This is a genomic window from Parabacteroides sp. AF14-59 (genome assembly GCF_003479515.1).
Taxonomy (GTDB): Bacteria; Bacteroidota; Bacteroidia; order Bacteroidales; family Tannerellaceae; genus Parabacteroides; species Parabacteroides faecis.
This window is the reverse complement of sequence record NZ_QUHH01000001.1, coordinates 38,854-57,572: the sequence shown is the minus strand read 5'-3', so window position 1 is coordinate 57,572 and position 18,719 is coordinate 38,854. Positions and strand designations below refer to the sequence as shown.

The window sequence follows — 18,719 nt, the reverse complement described above, 5'->3', positions numbered from 1 at the left end:
AATCTAATGAATTCTGAACAAGAAACTACTTATTTACGTGAAAAAGAAAACGAACTGAATCTGAACGACCTTTTCCATATAGTCCTGGCTAACTGGTACTGGTTCCTGTTGTCCACCCTGTTTTGTTGCGGGGTGGCGTTCCTGTATCTGAAATGGGCGCCGAAGGTGTATACACGTACGGCTTCCGTGCTGATCAAGGATAATACCAAAGGGGGTGGTCTTAGTGAATCGGCGGCTTTTGAAGAACTGAATATGTTCAATGTAAAAAGCAACGTGGATAACGAGGTGTTGGTTTTCAAATCGAAACGTTTGATGAATATTGTTTCCGAGCGTCTGAATCTGGATGTCAGCTATACGGAAAAGGATGGGTTGCGTACGGTTGAGTTGTATACGCAGTCGCCTGTAGCCGTACAGTTCCCGGAGGCGGAGGCGACGCAGGCGTTTTCATTGGTAGTGACGCCTTTGTCGGAAAAAGAAGTGCTGCTGTCGGATTTCTCTATGGCCGAGGGGAAAATGCAGAAGGTCGTGTTGAACGATACGGTGGCAACGCCTGCCGGCAAGCTGGTGGTAACTCCGACCTTGTATTATTCGGATAAATATTTCGGAAAGTCTGTCGTTGTCGGGAAGAAGAACCGGGAAGATGTCGCATTGAATTACAGCAATGCCCTGCAAGTGGTATTAGCCAGTAAAACGGCTACGATCATTAACCTGACTTTGCAGGATGTGTCTATCCCGCGTGCGGAGGATATCCTGAATATGTTGATCGCTGTTTACAATGAGGATGCGATAAACGACAAGAACCAGGTAACGGTGAATACATCCAATTTCATCAATGAGCGTCTGATCATTATTGAAAAGGAGTTGGGAAGCGTGGATGCCGATATCGAAACGTATAAACGGGAAAACCGGTTAACGGATATCAGCTCCGAGACAGGCATGTACCTGCAGGAAAGCAGTCAGTACAGTAAAGAAGGACTGGGGTTGGAAAACCAGAGGACGCTTGCCAAATATATACGCGATTACCTCACGGACCCTCATAAAAGTGCCGACCTGATACCGGCTAATACCGGCATCGCGGATGTGAATATCGAGGGACAGATCAGCGAGTACAACAACCTGTTGCTGAAACGTGACAAACTGATCAGCAACAGTAGTAATAAGAACCCGGTGGTAATGGATCTGAACAATTCGCTGAATGCGATGAAACAGACCATAATCCGGGCGGTTGACAACCTGATTGTCGGTCTGAATATCAAGATAAAGAATATCAAGGAGCGGGAGGTACAAACGACACGCCGTATCTCGGCTGTACCGACACAACAGAAGTATGTGCTGTCGGTCGAACGCCAGCAGAAGATCAAGGAAGAGCTGTATCTCTACCTGCTGAATAAGCGGGAAGAGAATGCCTTATCGCAGGCGATCACGGAAAGTAATGCCCGTGTGATCGATGCTGCCCAGGGTAGCCGGAGTCCGGTGGCTCCCAAGTCGATGATGATTTTACTGGCGGCTATGGTATTGGGGTTGGCTATTCCGGCAGGTATTATCTGGCTGCGGATAGTTATGAATACAACCGTGCGTACACGTAAAGATGTGGAAGATGCCGTATCGATTCCGTTCCTGGGAGAGATCCCTTTGCGTGACAAGAAGAATAAAGATGAAATAGTCGTGCGTGAAAACGGGCGCGACAGTATTTCGGAGGCATTCCGCATTGTTCGTACGAATATGGATTTCATGCGTGTGAAAGCAAAGGATATGAAAGTGGTGATGTTTACTTCTTTCAATCCGAATGCCGGTAAGACATTTGTGTCGATGAATCTGGCGATGAGCTTTGCTTTGACCAGCAAAAAGGTGATACTGATCGATCTCGATATTCGTAAGGGTACCCTTAGCAGCCATGTTAGTGCTAGCACTAACATGGGAGTTACAAACTATTTATCTGGAAAAGTGGATGATGTAGATGTAATCATAGGAAAAGAGGAAATTGCGAAGAATCTGGATATTATCCATACGGGCCCTGTTCCTCCCAATCCTTCCGAGCTTTTGTTGAGTACCCGTTTGGATACTTTGATCGAAGAGCTGAAGAAACGGTATGACTATATCATTCTGGATAATGTGCCTGCAGGTCTGGTTGCCGATGCGGCTATTGTGAATCGCGTAGCTGACCTGACCATTTATATCCTGCGTGCCGGTTTGATGGACCGCCGCCAGCTTCCGGAACTGGAGAAGCTGTATAAACAGGATAAGTTCAGGAATATGAGTTTGATCCTGAACGGCGTACGCTATAACCATTCGGGCTATGGTTACGGATACGGATACGGCTATGGTTATGGCTACGGTTACGGGAATGAAAAGAAAAAATCAAAATAGTTTCCGTTATGTTGACCTGGATTATACCGAAGAGAAATATTCTTTATACCACATTGCTTGAGGGAATGACGGATGTGCATGCACATCTGCTTCCCAATGTGGACGGGGGAGCGGAGTCCTTAATGGACTCGATGGCTGCATTGGATAGGATGAGGGAGGTAGGGGTAAAGCGAATCTTCCTTACTCCTCATATTGCGGAAGAATGTACGAATAATTCGTTAGAACTTTTACAGGCAAAATATTCCATTCTGAAAGAGTGTTGCCCTGCGGATATTGAATTATGTCTGGCTGCCGAATATATGCTGGATAATGGTTTTGATGCCCGTAAGAGGGGAAAAGTATTGACTTTCCCCGGTAAGCAGATATTGGTGGAGACTTCCCGCTTATCGGCACCCGAGAAATTCCTGACTTTTTTATTCGATCTTATGCTGGAAGGGTATAGGCCTGTTATCGCTCATCCGGAACTGTATCAGTATATGACGCAGGATGATTATTATTTTCTGAAAGACAAAGGATATAAGTTTCAGTTGAATTTGTTCTCGTTGGCCGGACTGTATGGAAAGCAAGCCCGGTCGGTTGCCCGGATTTTGTTGAATAAAGAATATTATGATTATGTGGGGTCGGATTTTCACCGGCTGGCCGATTATGAAAAAGGCCTGAAAAAACTCTACTTGTCGGGAAGTCAGATGAAACAAATCTACAAACTATTTAATAATAACGATTCGCTTTGGAACAGCGGATCGTTGGAAGAACAAAAAATTTAAAACTGTAAAAATATGATGAACAAAAGAGAATTGATATACTCTATCGCAGAAAAGACGGGGTATACGCAAAGTGCTGTACGGAATGTTTTGAATACATTTATTAATACTGTATTTGAAGAAGTGAAATCAGAAAATAAAGTAAGGATAGGGGGCCTTGGGGTTTTTTCTCCAATGTTTCAGAAACCTCGTCCGGTCAGGAATCCGCAAACAATGGAACCCCTGATGCTTGCACCCAGAAGTACCGTGAAATTTCGTGCTGCGGATGACCTGGTCAGAAAACTGAATAAAGAGGAAGAATAGCTGCTTTAAGCTTTCGTCCGGTTGAATATTTAACTCTGTATTTTCCGATATTATTTCAATTAAAGTCGGAAAATACAGAGTTTTTTTATGCTGAATTCATAAAGATCCGATGTAATGACTAAAATAAACGAACGTTTTTTCTAGTCATTTATTTGGTGCAAATATATTTTATATTAAATGAAAAACAAAGCGTTTTTTATCTTTTTATTTTACTGAATTACAGACAGATATATGTGGTTTTTCAAGAAGTTACAATAATCATATCATCTTGAATTTTCGTCTCGGAATAATGACTAGAAAAAACGTTCGTTTATTTTAGTCATTATTTTTTTATTAAAATGAAAATAGAATAATTCAATATAGTATTAATAGTTTGTTATAATATCTGATATGCGATATAAAAGTAATTATATAATTGTTTTTGGTGTTATTATGATAATGTGTCGTAAGATGTTTATCAGGCTTTATAGTCCTAAGAGTCTGATTTTTATAATAATGATTATCAGTTCTTTATCTAAATTGAACTGTCAGAATATAGCAGTGAAAACAAATGTACTTTATGATTTGACGTCGTCTTTGAATATCGGGGGAGAAATAAAATGTAAAGATGCCTATTCATTCAGTTCTATTATCAGTTATAACCCGTGGACTTTTGCTGATAACAAGAAGATGAAACATCTGCTTATACAACCGGAGTTCAGAAGATGGTTTGGTGAAGTTTTTCAGGGAAGTTTTGTAGGTATACAGGCCCATTATGCGCGTTTTAATTGGGGAGGAATATTGTCAGATTATCGTTTTCAGGGAAATCTGGTCGGTGCCGGAATTTCTTACGGATACCAATGGATGATAAGTCCGCTATGGAACCTGGAAGCTAGTATTGCTTTGGGGTATGCTTATCTGAGTTATGATAAATACGGGCAGGAAAAAGGAACTCCCCGCATAGAAAAGGCACATACCAATTATGTGGGACCGACACAAATAGGCATATCTCTAATTTACTTTATACAATAAAAAAACAATAAATATGAAAATCAATCCGCTCGTGTTGCTGGGCTTATTTTTTATTTGCAACTCCTTATACGCAAAGGATATTGATGTGGAGATAAAATCGCAGTCATGTTTTGTGAAAGGTGATTCGTTGATGGTATCGGTGAAATGTATTGTCAATACCCATGATTTCACATCTGACGAATCACTTACCATTATTCCGGTGATAAAAGAGAACAGGCAGGAGAAAGAACTTGCCCCTGTCTTGCTGAACGGTAAAAAAAGACATCGCATATATGAACGGAACCGTGTATTGAATAAACGAAAAGGTATTGAAGGGGAGAAATATTTTTTTGTCAGGGAACTGTCGGGAGAATACCCTTGTGAAGTGATCTATAATACTTCTGTTGCTTCCGAAAATTGGATGCGTATGCCGGAACTGTTTTTGAAGGTAAACAGGCTGGCTTCTTCCGGGGAAATTGTCCAGGAAACGATCGGTCTGAAAGAATCGGGTAGGTCACCGGAGGTAAAGAGAGTTGCTGTAACCAATGATGTTACGCTTTCGCCGAAGGTTTCGGAAGTATCCGGGTTAAAGGCTTCATACATTTCTCCGGAAAGTGATGCGACCGATGTACGGAATCAGAAAGAACTGAATTTTAACCTGGAAGAGGCCAGGGTGGTGGCGGAAATGAATCCCCAGATGCTTTCTTTACGTGAATTGTATATGGTGGCGTTGAGTTATAAAAATGAACCGGGGAAATTTTATCAGATAATAGAAACGAGTGTAAAGATTTATCCGGCTCATCCGGTAGCCAATCTGAATGCGGCAGCGGCTGCTATCGAGCAGGGCAACTGGCAGGCAGCCGGAGAGTTTCTGCGGATGGCACCCCATGAAACCCTGGCTTATAAAAATTGCAAAGGGGTGTATGAGTTGATGACCGGGAATCTGTATGAAGGCATTCGTTTGCTGAAAGCGGCAAAAGCGGAAGGATCGGAAGAGGCCGGTATGAATTTGGCCGCATTTTTTGAGAATAATAAACGTCATTGAATGTATAATTATTTACTAAGTGCTTTTATCATATGAAAAACAACTTTTTTGTAAAATCAGCAGGACTGTTATGCCTGGTATTGGGCTTGTCGGGATGTATTAACGATGCAGATGTATTACCGGAAGATAATTCCGGCTTTGTGGACGAGGGAGAAGGAAATGTCCGGTTCGCTTTTGTCGTTCCTAACAGTTCTACGACCAAAGCCGGCGAGGCGGAAACTTCGGGTATTTATGAAACCGGTACTGCCAATGAGTATAATGTAAAGTCGCTTACCGTTTATCTGTTCAATTCGGATACGAAGGCTTTATATAAAAAGATCTCGTTGGAGAATATAACCCGTACGGCAGGACCACAGGTTTCGGAAAATGCTTCTTCCGGAAACCAGAGTGAACATATCGTAAAGTACACGGCTAACAGGGTTTTGATAGATCCGGGTACGTATGATATTTTTACGGTTGCCAACGGGGATGTGACAGGTTCTTTCAATACGGAGAATGAGTTTATCAACCTGGTGGACAGATCCACTTATAAAGACGGCTTCGGGGTTTTGACCGAGGATGGTACTTTATTGATGTCAGGGCGTGCCGACAATAGCGGTTTGTATGAGGGTACTACGGATTCGAATTTGAAAGTGACTGTACGTGAGATTTTACCGTCGGAAGATCCTACTATCATAACTATAAATCTGGAGCGGGCTATGGCTAAGGTATTGGTCGGACAGTCGAAAGAGAAATACGATCTGATGACCGGCGATGGCGATAAATATGTTTCCATCAGCCTGTCCGGATTCCAGTATATCAACTTAAGCCGTTGGTTTTACACCTTCCGTCATACAGCAGTCCTGACTGCAAACCGGGCTCCTTCTTCCTATACCATTACAAACGGAAATTTCGGGGAGATAAATCCTGTTAACGGGTATGTGATCGATCCTTATTTCTTCTCGAAAACGATAGATGGGGCTACCGATTTCGATAATACGGACGGATATTATGCTTATCCATTGAAGACGGTTGCTGAAAACTGGCAGTCTGTACCGGTTAATTCGTTCCATGGTTTTTACTGTCTTGAAAACTGTATGTTTAAAACGAACCAGTTGAATGCTTATTCCACCGGAGTCCGGTTTAAGGCCAGTTTTACACCTGAGACTCTTTGGGGAGAGAATAAGGAGACGACCGATGCGAGACCTGATGTTATCTATTATGCGAATTATAAATTTTATACCAGCATCCAGGCTATGAAAGATGCCGGATTCAAACTGGATGGTATTACGGAAGGATCGACCGATGAAGAACTGGCAAAAGTGTTTGTGAAACGTTACCGGAAAGATCCGGAAGTGGCGAGCTATTATTGCTATTATAATTATTGGATCAGACATCTGGATAATAATAAGGAGAATGAGATGGGAGTCATGGAGTTTGCGATCGTACGCAACAATATTTATCGTTTGCTGGTGACCAATATTTCAGGACTCGGCACGGGAACTCCGGAGATCGATCCGGAAAAACCGGATGAATATGAAGCTTATCTGAAAATGGATTTTAATGTGTTACCCTGGATTGTCCGGAATCAGGGAGGAGACGGAGGCGCAACCCTTAAATAAGTATATATTGTTGTTCAGGAGACAGTGATTGTTTCTATGAAAACAGGCCAGGTAGCCACGGTTTATTCCGTGGCTATTTTTTTTCTATAGGCCATCGGTGATATGTCCTTGTATTTCTTGAAGAATTTACAAAAAGCCGCCTGGTCTGAAAAATGCAGTATTTCTGCGATCTGGCGAACCGGGATTCTGTCGTCTTCCAATAGGGTCATAGCCATGTGGAAGATTTCTTCGGAGATGACGGCATGAGGTGTCTTTCCCATTTGGTCTTTGATGATTCGTGAGAGGTGTTTGGTCGAGATACAGAGTTTGTCGGCATAGAAATCCACATTGTGTTCTGTCTTGAAGTGTTGCCATACCAGTTTCATGAAATCCAGCATGACCAGTTCTTTCTTTTCGATCGTGGAAGGGGTTTCATCTGCTGGTGCCCTGTGTTTGAAAAGCAGGTTACCCAGCTCAAGCATTAAACTTTTGAAGTAAGTCCTGGCCAGCTCTGTCCGGTAATAGTTGTCTGTATTCCGGAGGCAGTCTTGGAGCAGAAGCATTTGGTTTTCCAGAATATGGTTCTCTTCGGGAGAGAAAGAGAGGATGGGAGCGTCCATGATGTCCAACATATAAGTCAGTGGTCCGGGCTTCAGGTTCTTCAGGGATTCACTGGCAAACTTGTAGTTGATGAACAGGCAGTAAGCTCTTATATCCGTGCTGGTATTGAGAATCTGGATGGTGATCCCGTCCAGCATATCCAGGAGTGTATGTTCCCTCATTTCGTATCGTCTTCCATTGAGTTGCAGTACCAGGCAACCTTTGCATACCAGGATGAAGGCACGGGTACGTTCGATATAATGCTCCTTTAACCGTCCGAATTCGGATGAAGGAACCAATAACACCCTGTCGGTTAAAACACAGGCAGGCGGAAACATCGGGAATAGTTCTTCCAGGCTTAGTGGATTCATGGCTGTTTTTTTCGCGAATGTAATTATATCATGTCTAAAATGAGCAAATCTATGCGCTAAATAGACAAACGTTTTGCTAATAATCTATAATGATGGGCAAAATGGACAAATATGAGAGCGGATTGTACAAATGACGCTTGTAAGATAGCTTCTATTTTTGCCTTCGAGAAAAACAAATGCAAGAAAATGAAGGCAAGAAGTGTTATTACGATTGGTTTAGGTTTGCTGCTGTTTGTGGCTTGTAAACAACAGGAGCAACAACAGGTTGAAGGTGAAAATTACCCTTTATTGACCTTGAAGCCGGAGAACAGGCAGTTGTCTGTCAAATATTCGGCAGTGATAGAAGGAAAGCAGGATGTGGAAGTTCGTCCGCAGGTCTCAGGAACGATCACACAGGTGTGTGTAGAAGAAGGGGCACATGTCCAAAAGGGACAAGTATTGTTCGTGATCGATCAGGTTCCCTATGAAGCCGCCTTGCAGAAGGCGGAAGCGGCTGTGGCTACGGCAGAGGCGAATGAGGCAACTGCCAAACAGACGCTGGAAGGAAAACAGTTGCTGTATGAGGATCGTGTGATTTCCGATTTCGAACTCCGTACGGCACAAAATTCTTATAAGAGTGCCAAGGCTGCTTTGCTTCAGGCACAGGCGGAAAAGCGGGATGCGGAGAATAATTTGTCTTATACGCTGGTGAAGAGTCCGGTGGATGGGTTTGCCGGTATGACCTCTTACCGTATCGGGGCGCTGGTGAGTGCTTCGATGACCGATCCCTTGATCCGTGTTTCGGACAATTCGGATATGTATGTTTATTTTTCGCTGACGGAAAAACAGGTTCTTTCACTGACCGCCCAATATGGTTCGCTGAATAAGGCGTTGGAGTCGTTCCCGGAAGTTTCTCTGGAGCTGAATGACGGAACGGTCTATGAGCAAAAGGGAAAAGTGGATGTGATCAGCGGGATTATAGACAAGACGACCGGGACTGTCAGTATGCGTGCGGTATTCGGCAATGAGGGAAAGCGTCTGATGAGCGGAGGTTCGGCCAATGTGATCGTGCCTTACGATCGGGAGGAATGTATCGTGATTCCTCAGGGCGGTACTTACGAGATACAGAACCGTATTTTCGCTTATAAGGTGGTGGACGGTAAAGCGGTGTCGACACCTATCCGGGTGTTTGAGGTCAATGACGGTAAAGAGTATATTGTGGAGGACGGACTGAAGGCCGGTGACGTGATCGTATCGGAAGGTGCCGGTTTGTTGAAAGACGGTACAGTCGTGTCGGGTACTAAAACAAAGGAGAACTGACTATGAAACTACAACAATTTATAGACCGGCCGATTTTATCGATGGTTATTTCGGTCGTTATCACGGTGGCCGGATTGATCGGGCTGTATGCTTTGTCTGTGGAACAGTATCCGGACATCGCACCACCTACGATCCGTGTGTCTACCACTTATAGCGGAGCTAATGCGGAAGCTGTACAGAAGAGTGTGATCGTCCCGCTGGAAGAGGCGATCAACGGGGTGGAGAATATGACCTATATGACTTCTACCGCCAGCAATACCGGTAGCGCGGAGATCACGGTTTATTTTAAACAGGGTAGCGATGCGGATATGGCTGCCGTGAATGTACAGAATAAAGTATCTACCGCCACATCCCTGTTACCGGCAGAGGTGACCAAAGTCGGTGTGACAACGATGAAGCGGCAGAGCAGTATGCTGAAGATTTTCGGTTTGTACAGTCCGAACGGTACATACGATGAGACCTTCCTGACCAATTACCTGAGCATTAATGTGAAACCCCAGATACAACGTATCTCCGGTGTCGGTGAAGTGAATGTGATGGGAGGGGACTATGCGATGCGTATCTGGTTGAAGCCGGATGTGATGGCGCAGTACGAACTGGAACCGAGTGATGTGGAAACAGCACTTTCCAGCCAGAATATAGAAGCCTCCACGGGTGCTATCGGCGAGGACTCCAAGAATGTCTATCAATATACGCTGAAATATCGCGGACGGTTGGAAAAGGAGCAGGAGTTCGAGGAGATCGTGATCCGTGCTTATGACGACGGGCGTGTACTTCGCCTGAAAGATATTGCTACGGTGGAGCTGGGAGCGCAAAGCTATTCCTATACCGGTACGGTGAACGGTGCGCCGGGAAGTACCTGTATGATCAACCAGACCGCCGGTACGAATGCGAATGAAATCATCCAGGAAATAGATAAGTATCTGGAAGAACTGAAAGGAAGCCTGCCGGAAGATGTGGAAGTGGTGGAACTGATGAGTACCAAGAACTTCCTCGACGCTTCCATCAACGAGGTGATAAAGACCTTGCTGGAGGCGATTATCCTGGTGGTGCTGGTGGTGTATGTCTTTTTGCAGAATCCGCGTTCTACGCTGATCCCTACCATCAGTATCTTTGTGTCGCTGATCGGTACGTTTGCCGTCCTGTATATTGCGGGATTTACCATTAACCTATTGACCTTGTTTGCGCTGGTACTTGCCATCGGTACGATTGTGGACGATGCCATTATCGTGGTGGAAGCGGTGCAGGTGCGGTTCGATGAAGGGTATCGTTCACCTTACAAAGCGTCGGTGGATGCGATGAGCGGCATCTCTTCTGCAATCGTTACTTCTACACTGGTATTTATGGCGGTGTTTATCCCTGTTTCTTTTATGGGAGGGACTTCCGGGGTGTTTTATACCCAGTTCGGTATAACCATGGCCGTTGCCGTAGGTATTTCGGCTATCAATGCGTTGACGCTTTCACCGGCACTCTGTGCACTGATCCTGCGACCGAACGAGATACTGGTGGATGGTAAGAAGCCGGAGTTTTCCACCCGTTTCCGTTTGGCTTTCGATTCGGCTTTCAAACAACTGGTTCTTAAATATAAGAGTGGCGTTAAGTTCTTCGTTAAGCGGAAATGGATGGCCTGGGGTGCCTGGGGGATTGCTGTCGTTGCACTTTTTTATCTGATGAGTACTACCAAGACGGGGTTGGTTCCTTCGGAAGATACAGGTTCTATCTTTGTCAGCCTGGATGCGCCTGCCGGAAGTACGCTGGCGGAAACGGCTAGTATCATGGACGAGGTGGAAAAAGAGTTGAAGGATCTGCCCCAGATAGACAATTTCAATAAGGTAGCCGGTTTCGGTATGGGATCGGGGAGCGGGGCTTCGCACGGAATGTTTATCATCAAGCTGAAACATTGGGATGAACGTCAGGGGGAAGAGAACAGTGTGGATGCTGTTTCCGCCGAGATCTATAAACGTACGGCACATATCAAGAATGCGAAACTATTTGTCTTTTCCCCGCCTATGATTTCCGGATATGGTACGGGAAACAGTTTCGAGCTTTATCTGCAGGATCGTTCGGGAAAAGGGATCGAGGCGTTGAGCAATGTGACCAATGATTTTCTGGAAGCACTGAATAAACGTCCGGAGGTACAGATGGCTTATACCTCTTTCAGTGAGAACTTCCCGCAGTACCGGGTGGATGTAGACGAGGCACAATGCCAGCGTGCAGGGACATCGACCGATCAGGTATTGTCGGTGTTGTCCGGGTATTTCGGGAGTATTTATGCCTCTAACTTCAACCGTTTTACGAAGATATACCGGGTGATCGTGCAGGCACCGTCCGATTACCGTAAAGATATGCAGTCGTTGAACAATATCTTTGTGAAGACGACCGATGGGATGGCTCCGGTAAGCCAGTTCGTAAAACTGACCAAGACATACGGGGCGGAGTCGCTGACACGGTTCAATATGTTTTCATCCATCAATGTGCAGGGGATGCCTGCCGAAGGATATAGTTCGGGTGATGTGATCAATGCGGTATCGGAAGTGGCTGCCCAGACATTGCCGACCGGTTATGGTTATGAATTTTCCGGTATGACGCGGGAAGAGGAACAGATGGCGAACTCGCATGATACGGTGATTATTTACGGGGTATGTATCCTGTTCATTTACCTGATACTTTGTGCCTTGTATGAGAGCTTGTTTATTCCGATGGCTGTCATCTTATCCGTTCCTTTCGGCTTGATGGGTAGTTTCCTGTTTGCCCGGATGTGGGGGATAGAGAATAATATTTATCTACAAACGGGGTTGATCATGCTGATCGGATTACTTTCAAAGACGGCTATTTTGTTGACGGAATATGCTACGGAACGCCGTCAGGCCGGTATGTCGCTGACACAGGCGGCGATGGCAGCAGCTTCTGTCCGCCTGCGTCCGATCCTTATGACGGCGTTGACGATGGTGTTCGGTTTGTTACCGCTGATGGTTGCTTCGGGTGTGGGGGCCAATGGTAACCGTTCGCTGGGTGTGGGAACGGTCGGAGGGATGGTTATCGGAACCGTTGCTTTATTATTTGTGACGCCTGCTTTCTTTATCGTATTCCAATATATTGAAGAGCGGGTGATGGGTAAACGAAAAGAAGATAGAAAATGAAAAAGATCATATATAGTATTATAATATGTACGGCTTTGCTGAGCAGTTGTTCGGTTTACCGGAATTATCACCGGCCGGACAATCTGCCGGTCGACAGCCTGTACCGTGATAACCCGGCTGTCGGGGAAGATTCCCTGACGCTGGGGGATCTTCCCTGGGAAGAGATGTTTCAGGATTCGTTGTTGCAAAACCTGATCCGTTACGGATTGGAGAACAATACGGATATGCAGGTTGCTTTCCTGCGGGTAGATGAGGCGAAGGCCCAGTTGATGGCTGCCCGTCTTTCTTTCCTTCCGTCGCTGAGCTTGTCGCCGCAAGGGACTATCAGCCGTACGGACGGGGCGAAGAGTGTGAAAACGTATGAGTTGCCTTTGCAGGCCAGTTGGGAAGTCGACCTGTTCGGTAGCCTGCGTAATGCGAAGAAGGGGACACAGGCCACTCTTTTACAGCAGGAGGCTTACCGGCAGGCGGTTCGTTCGGAACTGATCGCGACTGTCGCCAACAATTACTATTCTTTGTTGATGTTGGATGAGCAGATCGGGATCAGCCAGTCTACGCTCGATATCTGGAATGAGCAGGTGCGGACTATGGAGGCAAAGCTACGGGTAGGCGAGGAGACGGAGAATGCCGTAACACAGGCGCGTGCCAGTCTGTATGAGCTGGAAGCTACTCATAACGACTTATTGAGACAGCAGCGTGAGGCAGAGAATACGCTTTGTACGCTGTTAGGGATGACTTCGCAATCCATCTCCCGGAGTACGCTGGCGGAACAAACCTTGCCGGAGGAGGTTAATGCCGGTGTTCCTCTCCGCTTGTTGTCCAAACGTCCGGATGTGGTACAGGCTGAAATGGAACTGGCGAATGCTTACTATGCCACGAACCAGTCTCGGGCTGCCTTTTATCCGAATCTGACACTGACGGGTAGTGTGGGCTGGACCAATTCGTTGGGGCAGGTAGTGACAAATCCCGGCGGATGGATACTATCGGCTATCGGTTCGCTGACACAGCCTATATTCAATAGGGGGAAGCTGATCTCGAATCTTCGTGTATCGAAAGATGAAGAACAGATCGCACAGCTTAATTATAAACAGGCTTTGCTGGATGCCGGGCAGGAGGTGAATAATGCGCTGTATGCCGTAGAATCGGTGAAGCGGACACTCGACAGCCATCAACGGCAATGCAAAGAGTTGGAACGTACGGTACAAACATCCGAATCGCTGTACCGGACGGGGAATGCAACTTATCTGGAGTTGCTTACCGCACGGCAGTCGCTGTTGAGTGCCCGTCTGAATGTGGTTTCCGATCGTTTTTCACAGTTACAATCTGTTGTTAGTTTATATAATGCGTTAGGAGGAGGTTGCGAATGAGAGTCCTGGTTCAAAATAGAATAAACTATAAAGTTTTCTTGTTATTATTCCTCGGTATGCTGACGGCTTTCGGGCCGTTCGCTACCGATATGTATCTGCCGTCTTTTCCGTCGATGGCCGAATGGTTCGGGACCTCTTCGTCGATGGTGCAGCTGAGTCTGACATCCTGTATGATCGGGTTGGCGGTAGGACAGTTGTTTTTTGGTCCTTTGAGCGATAAATACGGGCGGAAGATCGTGTTGTTGTGGTCGCTTCTGCTCTTTATCGTAGCTACTTTCTGGTGTATATATTCATCCGATATATATCAGTTCGTTGCTTTCCGGTTACTGCAAGGCATTGCTGCGTCGGGAGGGATTGTTATTTCGCGTTCTGTTTCTACGGATATGTTCGAAGGGCATGAACTGGCGAAGATGTTGGCGGTTATCGGTTCGATCAATGGGGTGGCACCCGTACTCGCACCGGTCGTTGGTGGTGCAATGACGGGGATAGCCGGTTGGAAAGGTATTTTCGGCGTTTTGCTATTGATCGGCACGCTGATTTTATTCGCAGCTTTTTATTATCAGGAGTCATTACCCCGTGAAAGGCGTGTTTCATCCAGTTTTCTACATGCTTTCCGGAACTTCAAACCTTTATTTGGAAACCGTCCTTACATGGGGTACATGTTGCAGCTTGGGTTCGCCCAGGCTGCACTCTTTGCCAATATTGCTTCTGCACCGTTTATTATGCAGGAACATTATGGGTTTACACCGCTCGATTTCAGTATCTGTTTCGGGGTTAATGCGCTGGCGGTGGTGATAGCTGCTGCGTTGGCTGTGAAATTTAAGCGGGTGGAGAACGGGACGCTTGCCGGAGGTGTCGGGTTGCTGGTCTTTTCCGTGTGTGAGATGGTTGCTTTGTTTGCCGGATGCAGTTTTTGGGTGTATGAGGTGTTTATGCTTTGTATCCTTTTTTCGTTGGGGCTTTGCTTCACTTCTTCCACGACACTGGCTATGGATAAGGGACGGATGTATTCGGGGAGTGCGTCTGCATTGCTGGGATCGGTTTCTTTCGCTTTCGGCGGGGTTGTTTCTCCTTTGGTCGGCATGGGAAACCTGATGCATTCGACGGGGATCGTCTTTGTTGTCTGTGCCGTATGTTCTCTCCTTTGCATATATGTGGCGAAGGAGCATTAAATATCTTTTTCTGTCAAACAAATGAAACGGGGCTGTAGTATATATCTTACTGCAGCCCCTAATCTTATCTGTGATGGAGATGTATCAGAACCATTTGATCCTCCTGAAGATGAAGAATGCCAGTGCCGACAAGGTGATGGAAAAGAGTACGATCACGACAAATCCGTGCGGTAGTTCTTCTACATAGTTGATCACATTCATCCCGTAGAAGCTGGCTATCAGTGTCGGAACCATCAGGATGATCGATATGGAGGTCATGCGTTTCATGATGGTGTTCACATTGTTGGAGATGATGGAGGCGAAGGCATCCATCGTTCCGGTAAGGATATCGCTGTAGATGTTCACTGTGAGATGCGCCTGCTTCAACTCGGTTTCCACATCTTCTACCAGTTCGGCATCCATATACATCGGCTCCTGGAAAATACTTTGCAGCTTCGAGAGCATCACTTCATTTCCACGGATGGACGTATTGAAATAAACCATACTTTTCTCCAGCTTCATCAACCGCAGCAGGTCTTCGTTACGGATACTTTTCTCCAGCGCTTTTTCGGCACGTGCCACTTCGTTGTTGATCTGTTTCAGATATTTCAGGAACCAGACGGCAGACGAATGGATCAGTCGCAGGATCAGGTCGTATTTATGACGTACGACGAGTTCTTTGCGCCGGCTGTAACGAATGAAATCGGGCAATAACTCCGTCTTATGATAACAGACGGAGATAATGATCTCGTTATTCGTGATGATGCCGATCGGGACAGTTGTAAAAGGAATACCGCTTTCAGTGCTCTGTACCGGGATACGCAGGATCGTCAGCAACCAGTTCCCTTCATACTCGATACGCGGACGTTCGTCGGTATCTTCGATATCGCTCAGGAATGATTGGGGTACGTGAAACTGGTTTAAAAGGTATTGGATATCTTCAGGGGTAGGGCATTCTACATTTACCCAGCAGTCGGGAAGCCACTTGTCTTTTTCCACAAAGCCGGCTTCACAATAAAGAAACGATCTCATTATTGCCTCCTTTCGTTGTTGATACGAACAGAGGTAATAAGAAACCTCCGTCCGCTAATTTTTACTTGTTAATGTTTCTCGCGGAATACTGTCGTCCATAATTAGTTAATTACTTTTTACGGCTGCAAAGGTAGAAAAAAGGAATGAATACCAAATAAAAATCGTATTTTTGGCATTCGAAAATTACTAAAGAGAATGGCAGAAGGAACTAAAAATACCGGAAGAGGAAACTCCGGAAAGGGGAAACAAAAACCTGTTGTAGTGTCTGATATGGGACGTCTGCAGCCACAGGCTCGTGAGTTGGAAGAGGCCGTTTTAGGTGCCTTGATGCTTGAAAAAGATGCTTATTCGATCATCAGTGAGATCTTGAAGCCGGAATGCTTTTACGAAAAGTCGCACGAGATGATCTATGCGGCTATTGTGGATCTGGCAGCCAGCCAGCGGCCGGTCGACATGCTGACGGTGACGGAGCAGTTGAGGAAACGCGGGGAACTGGACCAGGTGGGCGGACCGTTTTATATCTCGCAGCTGACCAGCAAGGTTGCCAGTAGTGCGCATATCGAATATCATGCCCGTATCATCGCCCAGAAATACCTGGCGAGAGAGTTGATTTCTTTCACTGCGATGATCCAGGGAAAGGCTTTTGACGAAACGATCGACGTGGAAGACCTGATGCAGGAAGCGGAAGGTAAACTGTTTGAGATATCCCAGCGGAATGTAAAGAAGGACGTAACCCAGATCAATCCCGTTATCAAGGATGCGATGGATTTGTTGCAGAAAGCGGCGAACCAGAAGGAAGGTCTGAGCGGTACGCGTACCGGTTTCGATGCGCTGGATAAGATCACTTCGGGATGGCAGAATTCCGACTTGATCATTATCGCTGCCCGTCCTGCGATGGGTAAGACGGCGTTCGTACTTTCCATGGCGAAGAATATGGCGGTGAATCATAATGTGCCGGTTGCTTTGTTCTCGCTTGAAATGAGTAACGTCCAGTTGGTAAACCGTCTGATCGTAAACGTATGTGAGATCCCGGGCGAGAAGATCAAGAGCGGACGTTTGGAAAGTTATGAGTGGGAGCAGCTGGACTTCAAGATCAAGGAGTTGTATGACGCACCTATCTATGTGGACGATACGCCGAGTCTTTCGGTGTTTGAGTTGCGTACCAAGGCTCGCCGTCTGGTGCGTGAGCATGGGGTACGATGTATCATCATCGACTACCTTCAGTTGATGAATGCGAGTGGTATGAGTTTCGGTAGCCGCGAGCAGGAGGTAAGTACGATCTCCCGTTCATTGAAAGGGTTGGCGAAGGAGTTGAACATACCGATCATCGCACTGTCGCAGTTGAATCGTGGTGTGGAAAGCCGTCAGGGAGCCGAAGGAAAGCGTCCGCAGTTGGCCGACCTTCGTGAGTCAGGAGCGATCGAGCAGGATGCGGATATGGTTTGCTTTATCCACCGTCCGGAATATTATAAGATCACAGAAGATGAGCGTGGTAACTCGCTGGTCGGCCTGGCAGAGATCATTATCGCCAAGCATCGTAACGGTGCGACAGGTGATGTGCGTCTGCGGTTTAAAGGCGATTATGCGAAGTTTATGAATATAGATGAGGATGTTGCCGTGCGCGAGTTCTCATCGAATATGAACAGTGAGGATCCGTTACCTCCGATACCGCCTGCCGGTGCAGATTTCCTGAACCAGGGCAGCAGCAGCGAGGTTCCGTTCTGATCAGTCGAGGATAAGATCATGTGCGGCCTGTTCCCGGATTTGCGAAGGGGACAGGCCGCATTGTTGTTTGGTAAACTTTGTCAGGTGCGCCTGTGATGAGAAATTCCAGTCGAGCGAGATCGTCAGAAAGGACTTGTTCGTGCTCCGGATATCGTCCAGCACACCTTCTGTTTTACGATGTAGCATCCATTGGTAAGCCGGTTCGCTGAAATGCTTCTTGAATTTGCGATTGAATGCCGACAGGCTGATATGAGCCAGGCGGGCAAACTCTTCCACATTCGTCACTTTCTTGTAGTTGGAGAGTACAAAATGGTTGAAATCCGTATCCCGGCTCAGGATCGGATAGAAGAAGGCGGCCAACTGTTCCTTTGCATAATAAGCCCTGAAAAGGATAAACAACTCCTGCAGTTTCATTTCCTGCAGGTGCTTGCATCCGATACCATTTTCCATATACTCGTTGAGCAAGTAGAGGAAAGTCTTTACCTCGCCCTGGAAAGGAAGTGTATTATAACTGTAAGTGATGTCTTTTTTGTGTTCCGATAAAGACTCCAGATGAATGCGGTTGCACAGCTTGATATCGTTACTGAACCAACAGGCGACCACATGGGATGGCACTTTTATCTCTGCCGAATAGGTACTCCCCGCCGGTATCAAGGCGATCTCATTCTTTTGCAGGATATGCTTCTGGATCGAGTCGTTACTGAACTCTATCTCTCCATCCAGCAGAAAAAGGAGGATGGAGCGGGTATTATCCGGCTCGGTACATTTTACCCCGGGCTGCGGACGGAAAACCTGGAAAGTCCGTTGCACAGGGAACTGAAAATCGTTGCAGGCAACGTGTTCGTGTTTATAAAGAATTCCCATAATCGATAATTGCTTTTTGTATTTATCAGAATTCCACAAAATTAGATGTCGTCCTCTGATCTTTAAGTGCTATAACTAAGTTTGAATAAGACTTCCCAACGTATTATTCGGAATTAGAACAAAA

Annotated in this window: 14 protein-coding genes; 11 read left to right on the top strand and 3 right to left on the bottom strand. The window is 46.1% G+C overall.

Annotated elements, in window-relative coordinates; translation table 11 throughout:
- Positions 1-6 precede the first annotated feature (6 nt).
- The 6 genes from DWW23_RS00260 to DWW23_RS00235 all read left to right on the top strand — a co-directional run bounded on the left by DWW23_RS00260 (position 7) and on the right by DWW23_RS00235 (position 7,067).
- Entirely contained in the window at positions 7-2,367 is a 2,361-nt protein-coding gene (locus tag DWW23_RS00260) for a polysaccharide biosynthesis tyrosine autokinase (RefSeq protein ID WP_122351309.1), read from the top strand.
- Positions 2,368-2,375: 8 nt separating this feature from the next.
- A complete protein-coding gene (locus DWW23_RS00255) occupies positions 2,376-3,131 on the top strand; it encodes a tyrosine-protein phosphatase (RefSeq protein WP_122351308.1) in 756 nt (251 codons plus the stop codon).
- 12 nt (positions 3,132-3,143) lie between these two features.
- Positions 3,144-3,431 (top strand): HU family DNA-binding protein, encoded by a 288-nt coding sequence (locus tag DWW23_RS00250; RefSeq protein WP_122351307.1) that lies wholly within the window; start codon positions 3,144-3,146, stop codon positions 3,429-3,431.
- A 495-nt stretch (positions 3,432-3,926) separates the two neighbouring features.
- On the top strand, positions 3,927-4,442 hold the full coding sequence (locus DWW23_RS00245) for a DUF3575 domain-containing protein (RefSeq protein ID WP_233564225.1): 516 nt from the start codon (positions 3,927-3,929) through the stop codon (positions 4,440-4,442).
- Between the two features lie 13 nt (positions 4,443-4,455).
- Positions 4,456-5,466, top strand: coding sequence for a DUF3868 domain-containing protein (locus tag DWW23_RS00240; RefSeq protein WP_122351305.1), 1,011 nt, complete (start codon positions 4,456-4,458; stop codon positions 5,464-5,466).
- Positions 5,467-5,498: 32 nt separating this feature from the next.
- Positions 5,499-7,067: an Mfa1 family fimbria major subunit gene (locus DWW23_RS00235; RefSeq protein WP_122351304.1), complete on the top strand. Its 1,569-nt coding sequence runs from the start codon at positions 5,499-5,501 to the stop codon at positions 7,065-7,067.
- 62 nt (positions 7,068-7,129) lie between these two features.
- Here DWW23_RS00235 and DWW23_RS00230 read toward each other — a convergent pair whose 3' ends face one another.
- The gene (locus tag DWW23_RS00230; protein WP_075557298.1) at positions 7,130-8,017 is read right to left on the bottom strand and encodes an AraC family transcriptional regulator; all 888 of its coding nucleotides are present in this window, start codon (positions 8,015-8,017) and stop codon (positions 7,130-7,132) included.
- Positions 8,018-8,203: 186 nt separating this feature from the next.
- Between DWW23_RS00230 and DWW23_RS00225 the strand changes: the two genes are divergently transcribed.
- From DWW23_RS00225 to DWW23_RS00210, 4 genes are read left to right on the top strand one after another with little or no spacing between them, the layout of a single operon-like run.
- On the top strand, positions 8,204-9,316 hold the full coding sequence (locus tag DWW23_RS00225) for an efflux RND transporter periplasmic adaptor subunit (RefSeq protein WP_122351303.1): 1,113 nt from the start codon (positions 8,204-8,206) through the stop codon (positions 9,314-9,316).
- 2 nt (positions 9,317-9,318) lie between these two features.
- Positions 9,319-12,456, top strand: a complete 3,138-nt coding sequence (locus DWW23_RS00220; protein ID WP_075557300.1) for an efflux RND transporter permease subunit — start codon at positions 9,319-9,321, stop codon at positions 12,454-12,456.
- Positions 12,453-13,823 (top strand): efflux transporter outer membrane subunit, encoded by a 1,371-nt coding sequence (locus tag DWW23_RS00215; protein WP_122351302.1) that lies wholly within the window; start codon positions 12,453-12,455, stop codon positions 13,821-13,823. The genes DWW23_RS00220 and DWW23_RS00215 overlap by 4 nt, the downstream gene beginning before the upstream one ends.
- Complete coding sequence (locus DWW23_RS00210) at positions 13,820-14,995, top strand: multidrug effflux MFS transporter (protein WP_122351301.1); 1,176 nt, start codon at positions 13,820-13,822, stop codon at positions 14,993-14,995. Before DWW23_RS00215 ends, DWW23_RS00210 begins: the two co-directional genes overlap by 4 nt.
- An 84-nt stretch (positions 14,996-15,079) precedes the next feature.
- On the opposite strand, the gene DWW23_RS00205 is transcribed toward DWW23_RS00210, so the two are convergent.
- Positions 15,080-16,006 (bottom strand): magnesium transporter CorA family protein, encoded by a 927-nt coding sequence (locus DWW23_RS00205; protein ID WP_075557303.1) that lies wholly within the window; start codon positions 16,004-16,006, stop codon positions 15,080-15,082.
- Positions 16,007-16,201: 195 nt separating this feature from the next.
- On the opposite strand from DWW23_RS00205, the gene dnaB reads away from it, so the two are divergent.
- On the top strand, positions 16,202-17,731 hold the full coding sequence (gene dnaB / locus DWW23_RS00200) for a replicative DNA helicase (protein WP_075557304.1): 1,530 nt from the start codon (positions 16,202-16,204) through the stop codon (positions 17,729-17,731).
- On the opposite strand, the gene DWW23_RS00195 is transcribed toward dnaB, so the two are convergent.
- Positions 17,732-18,595 (bottom strand): AraC family transcriptional regulator, encoded by an 864-nt coding sequence (locus DWW23_RS00195; RefSeq protein WP_122351300.1) that lies wholly within the window; start codon positions 18,593-18,595, stop codon positions 17,732-17,734.
- Between the last annotated feature and the right edge of the window lie 124 nt (positions 18,596-18,719).

Bases quoted from the DNA above. Each gene is read 5' to 3' on its own strand.
- DWW23_RS00260 (WP_122351309.1), top strand. From the start codon at position 7: ATGAATTCTGAACAAGAAACTACTTATTTACGTGAAAAAGAAAACGAA.
- DWW23_RS00255 (WP_122351308.1), top strand. From the start codon at position 2,376: ATGTTGACCTGGATTATACCGAAGAGAAATATTCTTTATACCACATTG.
- DWW23_RS00250 (WP_122351307.1), top strand. From the start codon at position 3,144: ATGATGAACAAAAGAGAATTGATATACTCTATCGCAGAAAAGACGGGG.
- DWW23_RS00245 (WP_233564225.1), top strand. From the start codon at position 3,927: ATGATTATCAGTTCTTTATCTAAATTGAACTGTCAGAATATAGCAGTG.
- DWW23_RS00240 (WP_122351305.1), top strand. From the start codon at position 4,456: ATGAAAATCAATCCGCTCGTGTTGCTGGGCTTATTTTTTATTTGCAAC.
- DWW23_RS00235 (WP_122351304.1), top strand. From the start codon at position 5,499: ATGAAAAACAACTTTTTTGTAAAATCAGCAGGACTGTTATGCCTGGTA.
- DWW23_RS00230 (WP_075557298.1), bottom strand. From the start codon at position 8,017: ATGAATCCACTAAGCCTGGAAGAACTATTCCCGATGTTTCCGCCTGCC.
- DWW23_RS00225 (WP_122351303.1), top strand. From the start codon at position 8,204: ATGAAGGCAAGAAGTGTTATTACGATTGGTTTAGGTTTGCTGCTGTTT.
- DWW23_RS00220 (WP_075557300.1), top strand. From the start codon at position 9,319: ATGAAACTACAACAATTTATAGACCGGCCGATTTTATCGATGGTTATT.
- DWW23_RS00215 (WP_122351302.1), top strand. From the start codon at position 12,453: ATGAAAAAGATCATATATAGTATTATAATATGTACGGCTTTGCTGAGC.
- DWW23_RS00210 (WP_122351301.1), top strand. From the start codon at position 13,820: ATGAGAGTCCTGGTTCAAAATAGAATAAACTATAAAGTTTTCTTGTTA.
- DWW23_RS00205 (WP_075557303.1), bottom strand. From the start codon at position 16,006: ATGAGATCGTTTCTTTATTGTGAAGCCGGCTTTGTGGAAAAAGACAAG.
- dnaB (WP_075557304.1), top strand. From the start codon at position 16,202: ATGGCAGAAGGAACTAAAAATACCGGAAGAGGAAACTCCGGAAAGGGG.
- DWW23_RS00195 (WP_122351300.1), bottom strand. From the start codon at position 18,595: ATGGGAATTCTTTATAAACACGAACACGTTGCCTGCAACGATTTTCAG.